At 35.2% G+C, this 16,904-nt stretch carries 13 protein-coding genes; 11 read left to right on the forward strand and 2 right to left on the reverse strand.

Annotated features, from left to right (window positions below):
• Positions 1–135: 135 nt before the first annotated feature.
• The gene (locus HZI73_RS07195) at positions 136–2,751 is read right to left on the reverse strand and encodes a PRD domain-containing protein (protein WP_212697575.1); all 2,616 of its coding nucleotides are present in this window, start codon (positions 2,749–2,751) and stop codon (positions 136–138) included.
• A gap of 322 nt (positions 2,752–3,073) precedes the next feature.
• Here HZI73_RS07195 and HZI73_RS07200 point away from each other — a divergent pair, with 322 nt between their 5' ends.
• From HZI73_RS07200 to HZI73_RS07235, 8 genes are all read left to right on the forward strand, one after another.
• Complete coding sequence (locus HZI73_RS07200; protein WP_212697576.1) at positions 3,074–3,406, forward strand: PTS lactose/cellobiose transporter subunit IIA; 333 nt, start codon at positions 3,074–3,076, stop codon at positions 3,404–3,406.
• A complete protein-coding gene (locus HZI73_RS07205) occupies positions 3,406–4,668 on the forward strand; it encodes a PTS sugar transporter subunit IIC (protein ID WP_212697577.1) in 1,263 nt (420 codons plus the stop codon). Before HZI73_RS07200 ends, HZI73_RS07205 begins: the two co-directional genes overlap by 1 nt.
• Before the next feature lie 48 nt (positions 4,669–4,716).
• On the forward strand, positions 4,717–6,222 hold the full coding sequence (locus HZI73_RS07210) for a sulfatase-like hydrolase/transferase (protein ID WP_212697578.1): 1,506 nt from the start codon (positions 4,717–4,719) through the stop codon (positions 6,220–6,222).
• Entirely contained in the window at positions 6,219–6,518 is a 300-nt protein-coding gene (locus HZI73_RS07215) for a PTS sugar transporter subunit IIB (protein WP_246552382.1), read from the forward strand. Before HZI73_RS07210 ends, HZI73_RS07215 begins: the two co-directional genes overlap by 4 nt.
• A gap of 11 nt (positions 6,519–6,529) precedes the next feature.
• Positions 6,530–7,951 (forward strand): glycoside hydrolase family 1 protein, encoded by a 1,422-nt coding sequence (locus HZI73_RS07220; RefSeq protein ID WP_212697579.1) that lies wholly within the window; start codon positions 6,530–6,532, stop codon positions 7,949–7,951.
• 30 nt (positions 7,952–7,981) lie between these two features.
• Positions 7,982–8,245, forward strand: coding sequence for an HPr family phosphocarrier protein (locus HZI73_RS07225; RefSeq protein ID WP_212697580.1), 264 nt, complete (start codon positions 7,982–7,984; stop codon positions 8,243–8,245).
• A 343-nt stretch (positions 8,246–8,588) separates the two neighbouring features.
• The gene (locus HZI73_RS07230) at positions 8,589–9,713 is read left to right on the forward strand and encodes an MFS transporter (RefSeq protein WP_246552524.1); all 1,125 of its coding nucleotides are present in this window, start codon (positions 8,589–8,591) and stop codon (positions 9,711–9,713) included.
• Between the two features lie 189 nt (positions 9,714–9,902).
• Positions 9,903–10,910 (forward strand): oxidoreductase, encoded by a 1,008-nt coding sequence (locus tag HZI73_RS07235; RefSeq protein WP_212697582.1) that lies wholly within the window; start codon positions 9,903–9,905, stop codon positions 10,908–10,910.
• Between the two features lie 167 nt (positions 10,911–11,077).
• Here the strand turns inward: HZI73_RS07235 and HZI73_RS07240 are convergent, their stop codons facing one another.
• Positions 11,078–12,466 (reverse strand): NAD(P)H-dependent oxidoreductase, encoded by a 1,389-nt coding sequence (locus HZI73_RS07240; RefSeq protein ID WP_212697583.1) that lies wholly within the window; start codon positions 12,464–12,466, stop codon positions 11,078–11,080.
• Between the two features lie 185 nt (positions 12,467–12,651).
• Here HZI73_RS07240 and HZI73_RS07245 point away from each other — a divergent pair, with 185 nt between their 5' ends.
• The 3 genes from HZI73_RS07245 to HZI73_RS07255 all read left to right on the forward strand — a co-directional run bounded on the left by HZI73_RS07245 (position 12,652) and on the right by HZI73_RS07255 (position 16,824).
• Entirely contained in the window at positions 12,652–13,260 is a 609-nt protein-coding gene (locus tag HZI73_RS07245) for a TetR/AcrR family transcriptional regulator (RefSeq protein ID WP_212697584.1), read from the forward strand.
• A 178-nt stretch (positions 13,261–13,438) separates the two neighbouring features.
• Positions 13,439–14,143, forward strand: coding sequence for an L-2-amino-thiazoline-4-carboxylic acid hydrolase (locus HZI73_RS07250; RefSeq protein ID WP_212697585.1), 705 nt, complete (start codon positions 13,439–13,441; stop codon positions 14,141–14,143).
• A 578-nt stretch (positions 14,144–14,721) separates the two neighbouring features.
• Positions 14,722–16,824: a CBM96 family carbohydrate-binding protein gene (locus HZI73_RS07255; RefSeq protein WP_212697586.1), complete on the forward strand. Its 2,103-nt coding sequence runs from the start codon at positions 14,722–14,724 to the stop codon at positions 16,822–16,824.
• The last annotated feature ends 80 nt before the right edge of the window (positions 16,825–16,904 follow it).

The raw sequence follows: 16,904 nt of genomic DNA on the forward strand, positions 1-16,904 counted from the left end.
TGTTTTTCGCTAACTTATTTTAGGAAAATATTATAACATAAAAAATATTAAAAAAATGTAGAAAAATGAAACAGAAATATAAATAATTTTTGTACTTAATGTGTAACATATAATTTTTAATGTTAATGTTTACAATCAATCTCCCTTTAGTTCTAACAATAGGATGAGAAGATATATAACTTCGGATTCTGGAAATTGAATGTGTAATGTTTTTTCAATGTCATATAAACTATTCTTGATGAGGAATAGTTCTTTTTTATATGCTTTGCTGTATAATGACATGTTAGTAATGGTGTTCTCATGGGTGTTGCGTATGATATGTTCAATTGAGCTGGCCATATGGACGATAAGCCCGATTTGCTTATCAATGGAATAATCTCTTTCAAACCGATTTCCACAAAAAGAAATGAAAGCGATGATTTTGTCATGGATTTTAGTATACGGGTAAGAGGACATCTCTTTTGCAAGATAATCTTTGACATTGATTAAGATTTCTTCGTCAGTTGCGGTGTCTGTATCAGGTATGGTTTTTAAATTATTTTCAATGATATGTTTTAACTCCGAATAATTATTGTTCATAAGCATTTTATCAATAGAGATAAAAGGTATATTGTGTATGTTCGGATTGATGGTTCCAACGATAGCAAGAATTTCTTTCTTCTTAGCTATTTTGTTTATATGCTGTAATGCATCTTTATGATTAAGAATGGATAAAGGAATGATATCGATATGTGTAGAGTCGATTGTCGCACTGTCTTCAATCATATTCTTTAGTTTAATGGCGCTTCCTTCTCCTGTTAAACAGAGGGTGATGATCACTTTCTTCTTCTTAGGTTTGTTAAGTTTATAGAGGCTTGTTTGGAAAGAAGAGTTCTTGAAATTATAATGAATGAGATCATGATAAATAATGTCGATATCATTTTCTTTAAGGATACGTTGAGCTGATTCCAGAGCAATTGGTGTGGATACCATTTCCAAAGTACGGGTTTTAATATCTAACTCTTTTGAGAGTATGCTGCCAAAGAAAGATAAAGACCCCATATCAGACAGTATGAGGACGCCCAGGCCCTGATCAATTTGCTGAACTATGTCGGATATATGTTCGTATGCATTTGAAACGGATTCATTTAACGGCATATCATAAGCGTAAGCGATATCAATGTTTAAAAGTTGATTGACCACGTCTGCAATGCTTTTAGCGCTGCTAGAGCCATGCATGACGATTAAAAGCCCTGGATGAGGTATGTCGTTGGGCGTGGGATGTTGGGATGAGATGGTAAGGCATAAAAGAGCCAGTTCCTTTAGGGTAAAGGTCATATCAAATATTTTTTCCAATTGTTTGGCAAATACCGTTGTCATCTTAAATGCATCCGGATAGTGAGAGAGAACATAATTGAACTGGTCATTATTCAGTTCTTTTATAGGGCTGTCTTGTCGTATTTTGCTATCCACTATCATGGATAAGGCAAAAATATTTTTTTGGTTATACAACTGTTGAAAGTGATCCTGACAAGCGTCGAAGAATTCTGTAACCATACGGTATAAGCGTTCACCAATTTTTCTTTTTAACTGTTGACTGGTTAAGATTTGGCTAGTAGATTCAAGCAGCTGATTCATGATAACTTGGATACTTGTCTTAACGGATTTAACCCTAAGTTGTGAATGAATCATATGAGGCGCATAAGTGACAAGGTCCTTGTATGAATTGTTTTGATGAATGATCATAGCCTGTTTGTTAGCATTAAAAGTATACAGCATTTTTGGACGAATGATGTCATCCAGATGCTCTTTCATCTTTGAATAATCAAAAAAACCTTTCAATACGTCTGTTGGTAAATGGGTGGCATTAATCATAAGAGAATCATCTTCGTTTCCAGAATAGGCATTGACACAGCTGGTGCGTATATCATTTGCCAATTGCGTCATATTTTGGGGAGGAAGATATAATAGAAATAGAGCAAGTAAACTGCTTTCAATAGCCACATCTTTTCTTAGGTTTTTGGCTTCAATCAAAAAGTATTTTTTGGCAAATTGAAAGCGTTCATGAAGGGAATAGCGATGAATATTCGGTAATCGAATAGAAATCCCGATGTTAAGCTGAAACAAAGGAATAGAGCTATCTTCTGAAATAAACACAAAGTGCGTTTTTCGCTCAGCATAAGAAGAGTGGGCGTAGTATTGTTTAACTTTATTCATGAGCTGGGCGTTGAAACTATTTGGAGCCATATCAACATGATCAAATAAAATCAATCCTTTAGGCAGATTATCAAAGAGCGTATCTAGTGGGTTATTGGATTCTATTGTTTCACACTTTACGATTTGGAAAGTGCTGTCATCATCAAAGATCTTCTTTTCTTTCATATACGAGTATATACAGTTGGCAACCAAAGTTTTACCAGTACCTTCCATTCCACTGATAAAAATGGGTAAGGGATAAGGTGGATAGCTAACCGCTGCTTTTAATGATTTAATCCTAGATTTGAGCAATTGATTATATCCAATGAGAGAACGAAAAGATTGATCGGTAGATACATAGTTTTTGTGGTTTAGACGGTAAATAACAGGTTTTCCTGTCTCTTTAAGGACTAAATTTTCTTTATGCAATGCATTGAGTGCTCGGGAAACGTTACTACGTTCAAGGAAAAGTGTGTCAGCAATTTCTTTCGTTGTAAATGGGGTTGATTGCTGATTTGCCGTCAACTTAGAATGGGTTTCTAAATAGTTTAATATGCTGTCTTTTGCCTTTTTCATCCTATCACCTCAGACATAAACATTATTTTAGTTAAGTTAATCATAACATTATTCCCTTGGTGTATCAATAAAAAAAAATAAAAATAACACAGATAAAGATAAAAGTGAGAAAAATATATAAGATGTGTGAAATTTATTGTTGTGGTAGTGGATATATACATAATAAGATGCATGATATTAATTATCTGTGATAAAATGCATATTTTCATTATTGGAAATATCAGTATACTATCTAAAAATGTGAAAAATACACAAAAAAACTATTTTGACAATGTGTTAATTAGGCATTATGATAGAAATAGAATAAACAGGAGGTATGATTATGGGAGCAGAAGCATTCAATACAAAACAAGAACAGCAGATTATGTCGTTGATTATTTCTTCAGGACAGGCAAGAAGCAATGCACAAGAAGCATTAATGGAAGCTAAAAAAGGGAACTTTGATTTGGCTAAGGAAAAAATGAAATGTGCAGACCAGTCAATTCTCGATGCTCACAAAGTTCAGACCAGTTTGTTGTCAATGGAAGCAAAAGGTGAACTTGTTCAAATGAACATTTTGATGGTACATGCTCAAGATCATTTGATGACTGGTATGTTAGCCATTGATATGATTAAAGAACTCATTGAAATCTATGAATCTAAGGAGGAGAAATAATGTTTAAGAAGTTTGTTGACACCATGCTAAAAAAAGTAGCGCCAATGTTAGCAAAGTTTTCTGAGAACGTGGTTGTTAAAAGTATTCAAAGAGGTTTTATGGCAACAATATCTGTGTTGATTATTGGTGGATTTGCTACCTTGTTAGCATCACCTCCAGGAACCATGGAAGAAGCTACAGGTATTGCATTGGGTTGGCACAAGATCGCTGCAGGATTTGGGGGACCTCTTAGCGCCATTAAGTTTGCCACCATGGATCTTGTATCCTTGTGGACATTATTTAGTATTACGACAGTTTTATCAAATAAACTGAAGCAGGATGCGTTAAGTAATCTCATTAGTGCTGGTACGTTGTTCATGATTTTTACTTACGTACCCTTTGAAGGTGGTATTCGTATTGAAAATTTTGGTTCTTTCGGATTGTTTACAGCCATGATTGTATCCGTATTAACGGTATTCTTAATAAAAGTATTGAAAGACAAAAACATTACATTACGTTTTCCAGAATCTGTACCTGATATGGTAGCACGACCATTTGAAGCATTAATCCCAGCATTTATTATTATTGTTGTAGGTATCGTTATCAATATGATATTAGGATTATTTGATTTAACAGTTCCATCTTTAATCGTTACAATCTTCAAACCGCTGGTACAATTTACAGGTTCTCTTGCTGGGATTTTACTCATAGCCTTCTTAGTGCATTTCTTATGGAGTTTAGGTATTCACGGAGGGGCTGTGGTTATGCCCATTGCTATGCCGTTTATGCTTAAGAATACAACAGAAAATATGGAATTGATCGCTCAAGGTCTTGAACCTACCAATATCTTTACAGTAGGATTCTACGCTGCTTATATTATGCCGTTGATTGGTATGGCTTTGGCAATGCTGATCGTCGCTAAATCAACCCATTTGAAAACAGTTGCAAAAATAGGTTTTGTACCCATGTTGTTCAATATTACGGAACCAATTGGGTTTGGTGCACCGATTGTATTAAATCCCCCACTTGCCATAGCTAGAATTATTGCCGTATTGGTTTCTACAACATTAGGATATATGACATTTGCTGTAGGTCTTGTAAGTATGCCATCGTTCCAAGTACCTACATTTATACCGCCGTTCTTGGGTGTGTTTTTATCAACAACAGACTGGAAGGCTATTGTTGCCTGGTTTGTCATTACGGCTGTTGTGATTCTTATCTATATACCATTCGTTAAAATGTACGATATACAATTAATAAAACAGGAAAAGGAAGCTGCTTAATAAGCGTTGTAAAGAAATAATGTAAAAGGAAAGGCAGGTGTAAATAATATGAAAAAACCACATGTGATTATGTTCGTTGCCGATCAGTATCGAATGGATTCAATAGGATACGGTTCGTGTGAAGCAGCAGTGACGCCCAATTTTAATCAATTAGCAGAGGAAGGCCTAGGTTTCCAACATGCTTTTTGTCAAAATACAGTTTGTGTACCAAGTCGCATCAGTTTTATGACAGGTTATTATCCCCATGTAAAAGGTTACCGTACCATGCATCATCTGGCAGGGAGTGACGAACCGAACTTGCTGAAGAATATGAAGGATAATGGTTATCATGTATACTGGGGTGGTAGAAATGATATTTTACGTGAAGATGTGGACTTAAGAGCGTATTGTCATGAAAGAAATAACCGTTATGAAGCGATGTTCAATGCATATAGAGGTATGTCAGAGGATAACAAAGGTGAGCGTACAAAAACAGTGTTGAAGCATATGAAAGAAGAAAGGGAAAAGCGGATGAAGGGACCAGAGCGGTTCCGCTATTCACACTATTATGGTGTTGAAGATATTTCTGGATTTAGAGATGCAGATATGCTCGAAATACAAGATGCTATCACGTTTATTCGTCATTATGACGAAGAAGAACCGCTGATGCTGTATCTTGCACTAGCACTGCCACATCCGCCGTATCAAGTGGATGAGAAGTATTACAATCAAATTGATCCGAATAAAATCCCTAAACCCATTCGGTTGACACCTGAACAGCTTGATATGAAACCAGCTATGGAAAGAGGTATTCGGGCAAATCAGAAACTCTATGATATGTCAGATGAGGAATTAAAAGAAATCAAGCGGGTTTATTTGGCCATGGGAACGAAGCTGGATGACGGATTTGGTCAATTAATGCATGCACTCAAAGAAAAGGGGATGTATGATGACAGTTTGATCATGATGTTTAGTGATCATGGAGACTATACAGGTGATTTTGAAATTGCGGAGAAATCTCAAAATACATTTGAAGATGTGTTAACCAATGTGCCTCTCATCATTAAACCGCCTTTTAACGTTGAATCAAAGCTTGGAGAAGAGGCACTGGTTGAACTGATTGACTTGCAGGCAACTATTTATGACATGGCAGATATTGAAGCCCATCATACCCACTTTGGTCAATCCTTATTGCCCATCCTTAAAGGGAAAAAAGAACACAGAGATTTCGTCTTTACTGAAGGTGGTCGCATAGAAGGTGAGGAGCATTGTACGGATTCAGGGCATACTAAAAGTAATGAATATTGGGCAAGAACCGTCGTCCAGAATGAAATCCCTGGTCATACCAAAGCATTGATGGTGCGAAACAAATCCTATAAATTTGTCTACCGATTATATGAAACAAATGAGTTTTATGATCTTGAGAAGGATCCTTACGAGTTAAACAATGAAATAGAAAATGAAGCTTACGCTTCATTCATCCATGAATTTGAAAAGGTGGCGTTAAAGTATTATATGGAAACGACGGATGTAGTACCTAAGCGCCGGGATGCAAGAGTTGAAAGGAGTTTATGATGAATATATTATTAGTATGTGCAGCTGGTGCCTCTACAGGAATATTAGTAAAAAAAATGCTTAAATTTTTAGAAGGAACCGACCGAGCACACTGGAGAATTGAGGCACATCCAGTGAATATGCTTGATAAAATGGAAAAAGAATTTGATGTGGTGTTATTAGGTCCACAAATTGCCTATCAACTAGACCATGTTAAAAAGCAAACGGAAAAACCCGTGGATGTAATCAATGCTATTGATTATGGTATGGGTAGAGCAGAAAATGTCATCAATCAAGCCATTAAACTGACAGAGTAAAGGAGTATAGTATGATAAAACAGTTTCCAGATAATTTTTTGTGGGGAGGAGCCACAGCAGCGAACCAGTTTGAAGGCGCTTATAACGAAGATGGTAAAGGACTAAGTATTCAGGATATTTTACCTAAAGGTATCTTAGCCCCACTAACAGATGAACCAACAGATGATAACATGAAATTAATCGGCATTGACTTTTATCATCGGTACAAAGAAGATATAAAGCTTTTTGCTGAAATGGGTTTTAAAGTGTTTCGTCTTTCCATTGCATGGTCCCGTATCTTTCCAAAAGGTGATGAGTTAGAGCCAAATGAAGCTGGACTGGCATTTTATGATCGTGTCTTTGATGAATGTCACAAATATGGCATTGAACCTTTAGTGACTATTTCTCATTATGAAACACCCTTACATCTGGCTAAAGCATATGATGGATGGATCAATCGTAAGATGATTGTTTTTTTTGAACGGTACGTCAGAACAATTTTCACAAGATACAAGGACAAAGTCAAGTACTGGTTGACCTTCAATGAAATCAACTCCATTATTCACGCACCATACATCAGTGGCGGTATATGGACACCGAAAGAAGCTCTGGAAGAAAAGGAGCTCTATCAAGCCATACACCACGAGTTAGTGGCCAGCGCACTTGCAACAAAAATTGGACATGAAATCATGCCCGAAGCCAAAATAGGCTGTATGATTATTGCCATTCCGGTGTATCCTTTAACATGTCATCCAGATGATGCTTTTAAAGCTTTTGAAACAGAAAGAGAGAATATGTTATTTGCAGATGTTCACGTACGAGGAAAATATCCAGCATATGCCAAACGGATGTTTGCTGAAAAAGGTATTCAGATTGATTGGGATGAAAGTGACGAAGAAATTCTTAAAAATACCGTTGATTTTATATCTTTCAGCTATTATATGAGTACATGCGATACATTGGACCAAAGCAAAAAAAATGGTAAAGGCAACATCATGGGCGGTGTTAAAAACCCCTATTTGGATGCCTCTGAATGGGGATGGCAAATCGACCCAAAAGGGTTAAGGTTAATCATGAATAAGTTATATGACCGCTATGAAAAACCACTTTTTATTGTTGAAAACGGTCTTGGAGCTTGTGATGAACTTATTGTTGATGCACAAGGCAATAAAACAGTAATAGATGACTATCGCATTGATTATCTAAAACAGCATTTAGTCCAGGTTCATGAAGCCATTCATGATGGTGTTCAGGTGATGGGCTATACATCATGGGGGTGCATTGACCTGGTAAGTGCTTCCACAGCCGAGTTGAAGAAGCGATATGGTTATATTTTTGTTGATCGTTACGATGATGGTTCAGGTACATTGGAAAGGTATAAGAAGAAATCTTTTTATTGGTACAAAAAAGTCATTGAAACCAATGGAAAAGCCCTATACGAAGATGCAGAATAATGAGTCATGCTAAATGAATAAGGAGCAATTATGTATAAAAAAGAAGTGAAAATTATAAATGAAGAAGGTTTACATGCAAGACCAGCTTCGCTATTTGTGAAAATAGCCAATAAGTACAAATCGGAAATTAAGATTGCCTGTAAAGGAAATTCTGGATTTGCTAAATCAATATTAAATATTATGGCACTTGGTGCGCATAAAGATTCTGTTATAGAAATTACAGCTGAGGGCAATGATGAAGTTGAAGCTGTTGAAGCGTTGATTGAATTTGTAGCCGCTGGTTGCGGAGAGTAAAATAAAGTGGAACTGTTGCACTGGATATGAGTATGTGTCTAGTGTACAGCTCCGTTCTTTTGTAGTAGTGTTTAATTAAGCGTTTTTTCGATGAATACTATTAGAGATGCTTAAGGAAAAGCACAGTCATCGTGACAAAAATTTTATTGACTAATGATGAAATTAGATATACAATATAAAAAACTAAACGCATAAGGAGACTTGCAACATGTATCGTCCAATTTAGATTCCTACGAATTTAATAATTTATATTTAAAATGCTAGAGAAATGACATTAGCAATTTTTTGTTGATTAAAAAATTCGGAGGTAACTAAATTGAATAGTACGAGAAATGTGTACTTCATGTACATCATTGTTTTTTTGCAAGGTTTTGTTTTTTATGGTCCCGTAGCGACTCTATTTAGACAAGCTAGGGGTCTTTCTATGTCTGAAATCTTTATGATTGAGTCCATCGCTTGGCTACTTGTTATTGTATTAGAAGTGCCTTGGGGATGGATTTCAGATAGATTTGGCTATAAGAAGACGTTAGTAGTCGTTAATACATTATTTTTTGTATCGAAGATTGTTTTTTATTCAGCCCATTCTTTTGAATTATTTTTGCTTGAGCGTGTCATGCTGTCCATCGTTGTATCTGGGATGTCAGGATGTGATACAGCACTCATATATGAATCAATAGATGAATCTCAAGCACAAAAGGTATTTGGTAAATATAGTGCTTTTGGAACTTTGGGGTTTCTAATAGCATCCGTTTTATCAACATTTATTGTATCTGTATCCCTAGAAAATACCGCTCTGTTTACAATATTTCCTTATGGGATATCCGTGATCGTGACCTTATTTTTAGTTGAAGTTAAATTAGAAAAAAAAGAAAAGATAAGCATTCTGTCAAATATTAAGGTGGCTTTTAAGGATAAAACCATCATTATATTTGTTTTGGCAATTGCCTTAGTTGTTGAGGTAGTGCAAGCGATAACAGTTTTTTTAAATCAAGCTCAGTATGTAAGGAGTGGCATTGACCCAAAATATTTTGGATTAATTCTAGCAGGCATCCAATGTATGCGCTTGCTATCAGCTAAAGCAAATGTTATAAGTAAAAAGTTTGGAAACATGTCTTCAATAAGTATGCTTATTAGTGTCATAACTGTAAGTGGTTTATTGTTAATACTAACCTCTAACCCAGTGTTAAGTGTAATATGTGTTGTGATGATTGCTCTAAGTATATCTGTTATTGGCCCCATTGAATTGGATGTAAAAAATAAGATGATTAAGGGGAGTGATAGGGCTACCATACTCTCTATCTATTCAATGATAGGCGGATTGATTGGATCAATTGGAAATATTATTATTGGTAAGGTAGCGGATATTTCTGTTCAGCACGGACTAACAACCTGTACAATGATGAGTATCTTATCATTAGTTTTAATAAGGATTTATTCAAAACGTAACATAAATTCAGTGAAGCGTTAATTTGATAACAGGGTCACTGAATTGACAAAATCATAATTATGCTCTGTCTCGACAATGAGATAGGGCTTTTTACTAGCAGTTTAATGTAATTATTAGATGATAGAAATATCCTTTATGACTACTATCTTAATTGCTAATAGTAAGCTAACCTGATACAATTAACATAAATTAAGAAAAGGTGGTACAAAAATGGAATCATTGCAAGCATGTGAAGACATGAAACTCTTTTCACCAGTAAAAATTGGAAAACAAGTATTGAAAAATCGAATCGTTATGGCGCCGATGGTTACGTATCATCTTGATCATAAACAAAGTAACAAAGATAAAATCATGCAGTACTACCAAGAAAGATTAGAAAATCCTATTGGAATGCTGGTGAGTCAATCCATTTTTGTGCCCAAATTAGGTGTAGCAATGGAGAAGTTCGAAGATACCTATCATTGGTTTGTAGAAGCGTTAAATGAAAATTGCAAGAAACATGGTACAAAATGTGTTATACAATTATCCTATGATAGTCCAAGCTATTATGAAGACGGCTTTGTGGATGTCACAAATTATTCTCAAGAGGAATTGTTAGAGCTTAAAAATAAATATATTGATTGTATAAAATTATTGTTAACATGGGATGTGGATGGGATAGAATTACATGGTGCCCATGGTTATTTTATGAATATGATGAACGCTATTGAAACGAATAAAAGGAAGGATCAATTTGGTCTAGGAAAAATGAGCTATACGTTTTTGAAAGAAATTATTGAAAGTGTAAGACCATTTTTAGGAGATAAAATGCTTACATATCGATTAGGGCTTTCTAATGATGAAGTTGAGAATATAAAGATGTCTCAATTTCTTCAAGAAATGAAAATCGACTCAATTCATTATTCCTATGGCATTCCAAAACCTAAACATATTGAACTGAATGCTTTTGCAGAATATTTTGATGTGGTAAAAATGTCAATACGCACATCAGAGCATATTAAAGTACCGACGATTTTCTCAAATGAAATAAGGACGTTAAATAGAGCCGAAAATCTTTTAAAACATACAAAAGCTGAATTAATTGCATTTGGAAGACCTTTTCTTGCAGATGCTAATTTCATTAATCATGCTTTAACAGATCTTAATTATAAACCATGTATATCTTGTAAAAAATGCAGGTGGTTTTATGAACCAGATAATTGTGTTCAAAAAAAATAACATAAAGAATATCAGCAGCAAAAGTATTATTAGATAATATTGAAGGAATTTTAGCAAATTATGATCAGCAGTTTAATCTGGAATCTAAGCTGATTGAAAGAGATAGTGTGTTTGCTTTAAAAGTAAGGGGATGTCGGAAAATTATTTTCCGTCATCCCCTTTTTAGGTCAACTAACCGAATCATTATTAACAATCTTCTCCAAGGATGCGATCATGCCGGGTTTAATTTTATTGGAATAAATTTCTTTCCGTATAAAAGGGATTTTACACATCAACATCAATACAAAATTCCTTATCCTTGATGTATAATATTTTTGAGGAAAATCATAGACGTTATGTGTTCGATATGCTTTATGGTCGGCGATAAATGGGAATCTTAATTCTCCCCATATTTCATCTCGAAATAATTTCATACCAGCAATGCCAAGAAATGTAGTGGGTCTACGATAATTGCAATCGGATAATTTTATAAGATTATTGGCTAATGCATATAGGTGATTATCCAGTTCGCTATTGGTAGCATATTCATCTGTTACAAAACCAACCAAATGGGAACCTTGCCATTGAACATAGGCCTCCAAAATTTGTCTTAAATTAGGTACTTGGTTTAAAGGACCAGATAAGATAAAGCCAAACTGTTTATTGGATAGAGAGGGGGTATGTGTATTGAAGAAGCCTCTATCCAAAAACATTTTCCATCTATAGGATAAGTATCGATGTTGAATGGTACCAGCAAAGATGATGATATCAGCCGCTTTTAATGTGTTATTATAGAAACGTATATAATCATCCTTATCATGATAAACGCACGTATAATCATAACCACATTTTAGACACCCCAAACATCCTCCTTTTATATCTAAATCTTGAAGATTAACCACTTCAATAGACTGGACAAATGATAGTTTAAATGCATGGATCATGTTTTTTAGATTACTGTTTTCCAAAGAATCGGTTACAATTATTATTTTTTTGTTGGAAGCATCTAGTTTATCCTGTTGAATTTCAGATACATAGTTAATTGGTGCATGTTTTACTGGATTGAAGGCTTTCAGTGTTGTGACTTGGTTTTCTATGGCATCGAAAAAGTTTTTTGCAAATAATAATAGATTGTTTCTTATAGCTTCTTTTTCTAAATCATACATATGTGGTGAAAAATCATCCACATAATGCATATCTAAGTCATCGCAAATGGCATGCATATAATTGATAGCTGTATGATCATAAAAATGTATGGATGTAGCCAGTAAAGATGTGTATTTTTCTTTAAAGACAGCCGTCATATTTCTTTCAAAAATGAGTTCAATGAAGCGCTGATAACTTGAAGAAACCGTAAAAACATAAAGAGGAAATGCCCATAATACACCATCACTGGATTTTATGGCATCCATGATATTCTCAAAATAGGCTTTATCCTTTTCTATTTTATGTATGTTTTTAGCAATATTAATGATTGTTAATCTGTGCTGTTTGTATTTCTTTTGGATATAATGGATATATTGCATGGTAACACTGATATCACCTTTGGGACTTCCATTTAAAACCACGATATTCATATAATTCTCTCCAATCTTATGATTATTGTTTTAAAAAGCATTTTGTAATCTGGAATATGGTTAGTGTAATAAAAACGAGCAAAGTTGACAGTGTAAACATAGGAAAATTATACAGCACAAAGTTTACATTGTCAACATTTAATGATATAATTTATAGAAATAGATGAAATAGGAGCGTATAGACAGTGGATAAAGCAACGTATCACCATGGCGATTTAAAACAGGAATTAATCCATAATGGGTTATTATTATTAGATAAAGAGGGCATAGCAGGCTTTTCTTTAAGAAAAGTAGCAAGTATGTGCGGGGTTAGTCATAATGCGCCCTACAAGCATTTTAAAGATAAAGATGAGCTTATTCGTGACATTATTAGCGAAATATGGCATCAATTTTATTTAGCATTACGAAAAGGAGTTGACTTATATCCAGAGGAACCTGCGTTGCAAATAGTGGAAATGGGAAAACAATATGTAAAATTTTTGGTGGAAAATCCAGAGTACTTAAAATTAATGTTTTTATCCGACAGTACTTTTCCTGTTAGACTTGAAATTAAAATTAATGAAGCGACAATAAGTTCCAATAAAAATAGTCCTGCATTCAAAGTCTTTAGGGATACTGCAGAAAATTATTTTAAAGAAATTCAATTAGATCAAGGGCTATATATGCAAAAGACATTAACCATGTGGAGCTTAGTCCATGGATTAGCTTTATTGATACCTAAGAGTGTTATTGAATATGATAAGGGATACTTGGATTTGGTTGAAAGCTTAATTAGAATGAATATCGTAAAATAGTCATATTGATATAGGCGCTTAATATAATGTTGGTATGAGGTATAGAGGGTGGCTATCGTTCATCTTTAGTGGTGATAGGGTGAACATAACTATTGATAATGATAGTCATTAACAATAATACGCATAAGACTTTTTGATATTAGAGGGTAATAAGTCATTCATTAGAAGGAGGATTAGGATGAGTAAATTTAATTGTAAACATCAAGCCTTGTTAATTGCATGGATTAATCGAGCTGTTGTGCAAGAAATAGGTGATGACGAAGGTGAACGTATCATTAGAAAAGCTACTAAAATCTATGCCATGCAAAGAGGTGGAAGGATGGCTCAAAGAGCAAGAATGAATGGTGATGCATTAACCATGAACAGTTATTATACTTATGTAGAGTGGGTAGCGCAAAAAGGGGATTTTGATCAAAAGATAGTGGAAAAGATGCCAGATAGTAGGATCCATGTATTTAAGTGCCCATTCCATGATGTATGGAAAGAAAATAATCTCATGCCCTATGGTCGTTTCTATTGTTTGGAGGTGGATAAAGGTGTGGTTAAAGGGTTTAATAAAGACTTGCATGTAGATGTTTTACAAACCAAACCTAATGGTGCTGATTATTGTGATCTTATTTTCAAGGAAGGTCACATGAATGTGAAAAACATGTTAAAGTTTATGTATAAAAAGTATATAAAATTAGGGAAGAAGGTCATCAAGCATTGGGAATACCATTGTGGGCATACCTACAAAACCATGAAAGATGTGATTCAACAGGAATTAGGGAGTAGAAGTGAAGGTATTATGGAAAAAGCTTTACAGGATTTTACGGATAGATTTGGACAAGAGAGTACGGATATTGTCACATCCTATGAACATACGGATTTTAACAGTATTTAAACATTAAGCTTCTAAGAATCAATAGAGGTATGAAGAGATTTTAAAGCGTATACATAGAGAAGAAACCAGTTTATTGCTTCCTGTTTGACGGGAAGCTTTTTTGTTTAAGAAAGTTCTATAAGGACATATCCTTACATACGAGGAAATAGATTAAAAATGTATACCCATAATCTGTATTTTATATACTTTTTATCCTTACACGCTACGGTTATAATCAGGGTAGGATGATAAGCAAAAACGTTATGGCTGGACCATGGCTTATCAAGGTGCGCTCTTTTATAAGGGGGGCTTTTCTTACAGATAAATCGGGAATGAATTTTGATTAAGCCAGATGCTTTCTGAAGCAACCTCTCAAGTGAGAGTTGTTATAAAAAGAAAGGAGAAGCGTAATGAACAAAAGAAGATTATCCTTACAATGGCATTATCCTCTATTATATTAAGAGGTGATGGGGGACTAAGGCATCTTAAGTTCTGAGATAAGGGACATGTTAATGGCATACATAAGACAGAAAAGGCTTAAATGACTCAAAGAGATTCACTTAAAGGGATAACAATATGAATCTAAAGGAGTTGAAACAATGAAAAGAATAATAAAAAAGGGTCAAGGAAAATTTCTTTCACTATTGATGGGGACTGTTTTAATTTTTAGTTTATACGGTGCAGTGATACCTGTTGTAAGTCATGCAGCTGGCAGCACCTATTATGTGGATTCTGCCAGTGGTAATGATAGTAATAGCGGCACGTCAACCTCTGCACCTTGGAAAACCCTTCAAAAAGTAAACAGCATGAACTTCAATCCAGGTGATAGGATTTTATTTAAAGCAGGAGGCATATGGACTGGACAACTGACATTGGATGATTCTGGAACAAGTATGAATCCCATCGTCATTGATCAATATGGTTCAGGAGACAAGCCCTTAATTAATGGGAATGGTTTGGTTGGTGAAGGTGTTGTTTATCTCTATAATACAGAATACATTGAGCTTAATAACCTTGAGATTACCAATAATGCTGCTTCTGAAGGAGACAGAAGAGGTGTCTATGTGGAAGCTGCCAATGCAGGACTACTGCATCATGTCCACCTAAAAAACCTTACCATTCATCATGTAAAAGGCATGACTGGAAGCACGAAAGAAGCGAAAAGGACAGCAGGCATATCCATTCGTGTTACAGCGGATAATCTGGTGGATACAAGATATGATGGTGTTCTCATTGAAGGTTGCCATATTTATACGGTGGATAATCAAGGAATTGTCACGGAAACGGTGGATATTCATAATGACGATCCAAGTGCATTGAACTATCCGGGGCAAGTGAATTTTGAAAGACGAAAATTCACCAATTTGGTTATTCGCAATAACATCATCCATGATATTGGAAAAAACTGTATCATCTTAAGAAATGATGAAAACGGTCTAGTGGAATACAATGTTGTTTCAGATAATGCTGTTCGGTCCCTTACAGGTAATAGTATTTTTACCCGTACGTGTACAGGTACAGTGATGCAATATAATGAAGGATATGATAACGGGTCCAGTAACTATGATGGCTGTATGTATGATGCGGATTTAGAAAGCCCCAATACAATATGGCAGTACAGTTATAGCCACAACAATCATCATGGTTTATTTTGGGCTTGTACAGCAGTAAATGACAGTGGTATCAAAGTTCGTTATAACATCAGTCAAAATGACAAAGGCGGTATTTTTGTGGTAAATTACCCTAATAATGGTATCGACATCTACAATAATACGGTGTATATTGGTGCTCACCGCTCTCCAACCATTCTCTATGAAAGACACAAGGGCGGTAATGGACCAAGAAAATATTCTTTTATGAATAACATTATCTATAATGAAAGCTCTTCAGCTACGTATGATTTTTATACGGCTAATAACGATTATAATAGAACCATTGATTACAACCTTTATTATGGCAATCATCCATCCAATGAACCCAACGACACCCATAAGCTAACAGTCGATCCACTATTTGTCAACCCTGGATCAGCAACATATGGCATTGATTCATGTGATGGCTATCAATTAACCAGCAGTTCTCCTGCTATCAATTCTGGCATAAGTATTGCTGATAATGGAGGGAAAGACTATTGGGGTAACGTTCTATATAAAGGAGCACCGGATAGAGGTGCCCACGAGTACCCCAGTGATAGTACCCCACCTTCTGAAGAGAGCTTTATAGCAGATGAAGATGCTTATGTAAGAGGTGGTCAATATGCCACTCAGAATTATGGGGCAGATGCAGAAATTCAAATCAAGCAATCCCCATCCAATGACTCTTATAGCAGAAAAGCTTATTTCAAGTTTGACTTAAATGGTAAAGGATTAAGTACCATAACAAGTGCTAAGCTGAAAGTTTATGTCAATTCCACCAGTGGTACATATGCACCTACAACCTATGAGGTGCATGATGACAGCTGGGCAGAGAGCAGTATAACGTGGAATAATGCACCTGCATTGGGAGGAAGTATAACAGCTGCAACGGTGTCAAGTGCTGGACAATATGTGGTATGGGATATCACATCCTATGTGAACAACCAGCTATCAGGCGATTCAATTGTGACCATAGGTATTAATGACCCTGCTGCTACATTGGTATATGGAAAATACAACAGTAAGGAAGCAACGGCTAATAAGCCAACCTTGGTTATAACCCACTAAAAATGATGCGTAAACAGACAAACCTCTTTATGAGGTGGGTCTGTTTATTCGATTTTAACGCATTCACTAAGGAGTCTTAT

The sequence above is a fragment of the Vallitalea pronyensis genome (genome assembly GCF_018141445.1).
In the GTDB taxonomy this organism is placed as follows: Bacteria; Bacillota; Clostridia; order Lachnospirales; family Vallitaleaceae; genus Vallitalea; species Vallitalea pronyensis.

What these genes read in the sequence shown, in the direction of transcription:
- HZI73_RS07195 (WP_212697575.1), bottom strand. Translation starts at nt 2,751, where the DNA reads ATGAAAAAGGCAAAAGACAGCATATTAAACTATTTAGAAACCCATTCT.
- HZI73_RS07200 (WP_212697576.1), top strand. Translation starts at nt 3,074, where the DNA reads ATGGGAGCAGAAGCATTCAATACAAAACAAGAACAGCAGATTATGTCG.
- HZI73_RS07205 (WP_212697577.1), top strand. Translation starts at nt 3,406, where the DNA reads ATGTTTAAGAAGTTTGTTGACACCATGCTAAAAAAAGTAGCGCCAATG.
- HZI73_RS07210 (WP_212697578.1), top strand. Translation starts at nt 4,717, where the DNA reads ATGAAAAAACCACATGTGATTATGTTCGTTGCCGATCAGTATCGAATG.
- HZI73_RS07215 (WP_246552382.1), top strand. Translation starts at nt 6,219, where the DNA reads ATGATGAATATATTATTAGTATGTGCAGCTGGTGCCTCTACAGGAATA.
- HZI73_RS07220 (WP_212697579.1), top strand. Translation starts at nt 6,530, where the DNA reads ATGATAAAACAGTTTCCAGATAATTTTTTGTGGGGAGGAGCCACAGCA.
- HZI73_RS07225 (WP_212697580.1), top strand. Translation starts at nt 7,982, where the DNA reads ATGTATAAAAAAGAAGTGAAAATTATAAATGAAGAAGGTTTACATGCA.
- HZI73_RS07230 (WP_246552524.1), top strand. Translation starts at nt 8,589, where the DNA reads ATGTACATCATTGTTTTTTTGCAAGGTTTTGTTTTTTATGGTCCCGTA.
- HZI73_RS07235 (WP_212697582.1), top strand. Translation starts at nt 9,903, where the DNA reads ATGGAATCATTGCAAGCATGTGAAGACATGAAACTCTTTTCACCAGTA.
- HZI73_RS07240 (WP_212697583.1), bottom strand. Translation starts at nt 12,466, where the DNA reads ATGAATATCGTGGTTTTAAATGGAAGTCCCAAAGGTGATATCAGTGTT.
- HZI73_RS07250 (WP_212697585.1), top strand. Translation starts at nt 13,439, where the DNA reads ATGAGTAAATTTAATTGTAAACATCAAGCCTTGTTAATTGCATGGATT.
- HZI73_RS07255 (WP_212697586.1), top strand. Translation starts at nt 14,722, where the DNA reads ATGAAAAGAATAATAAAAAAGGGTCAAGGAAAATTTCTTTCACTATTG.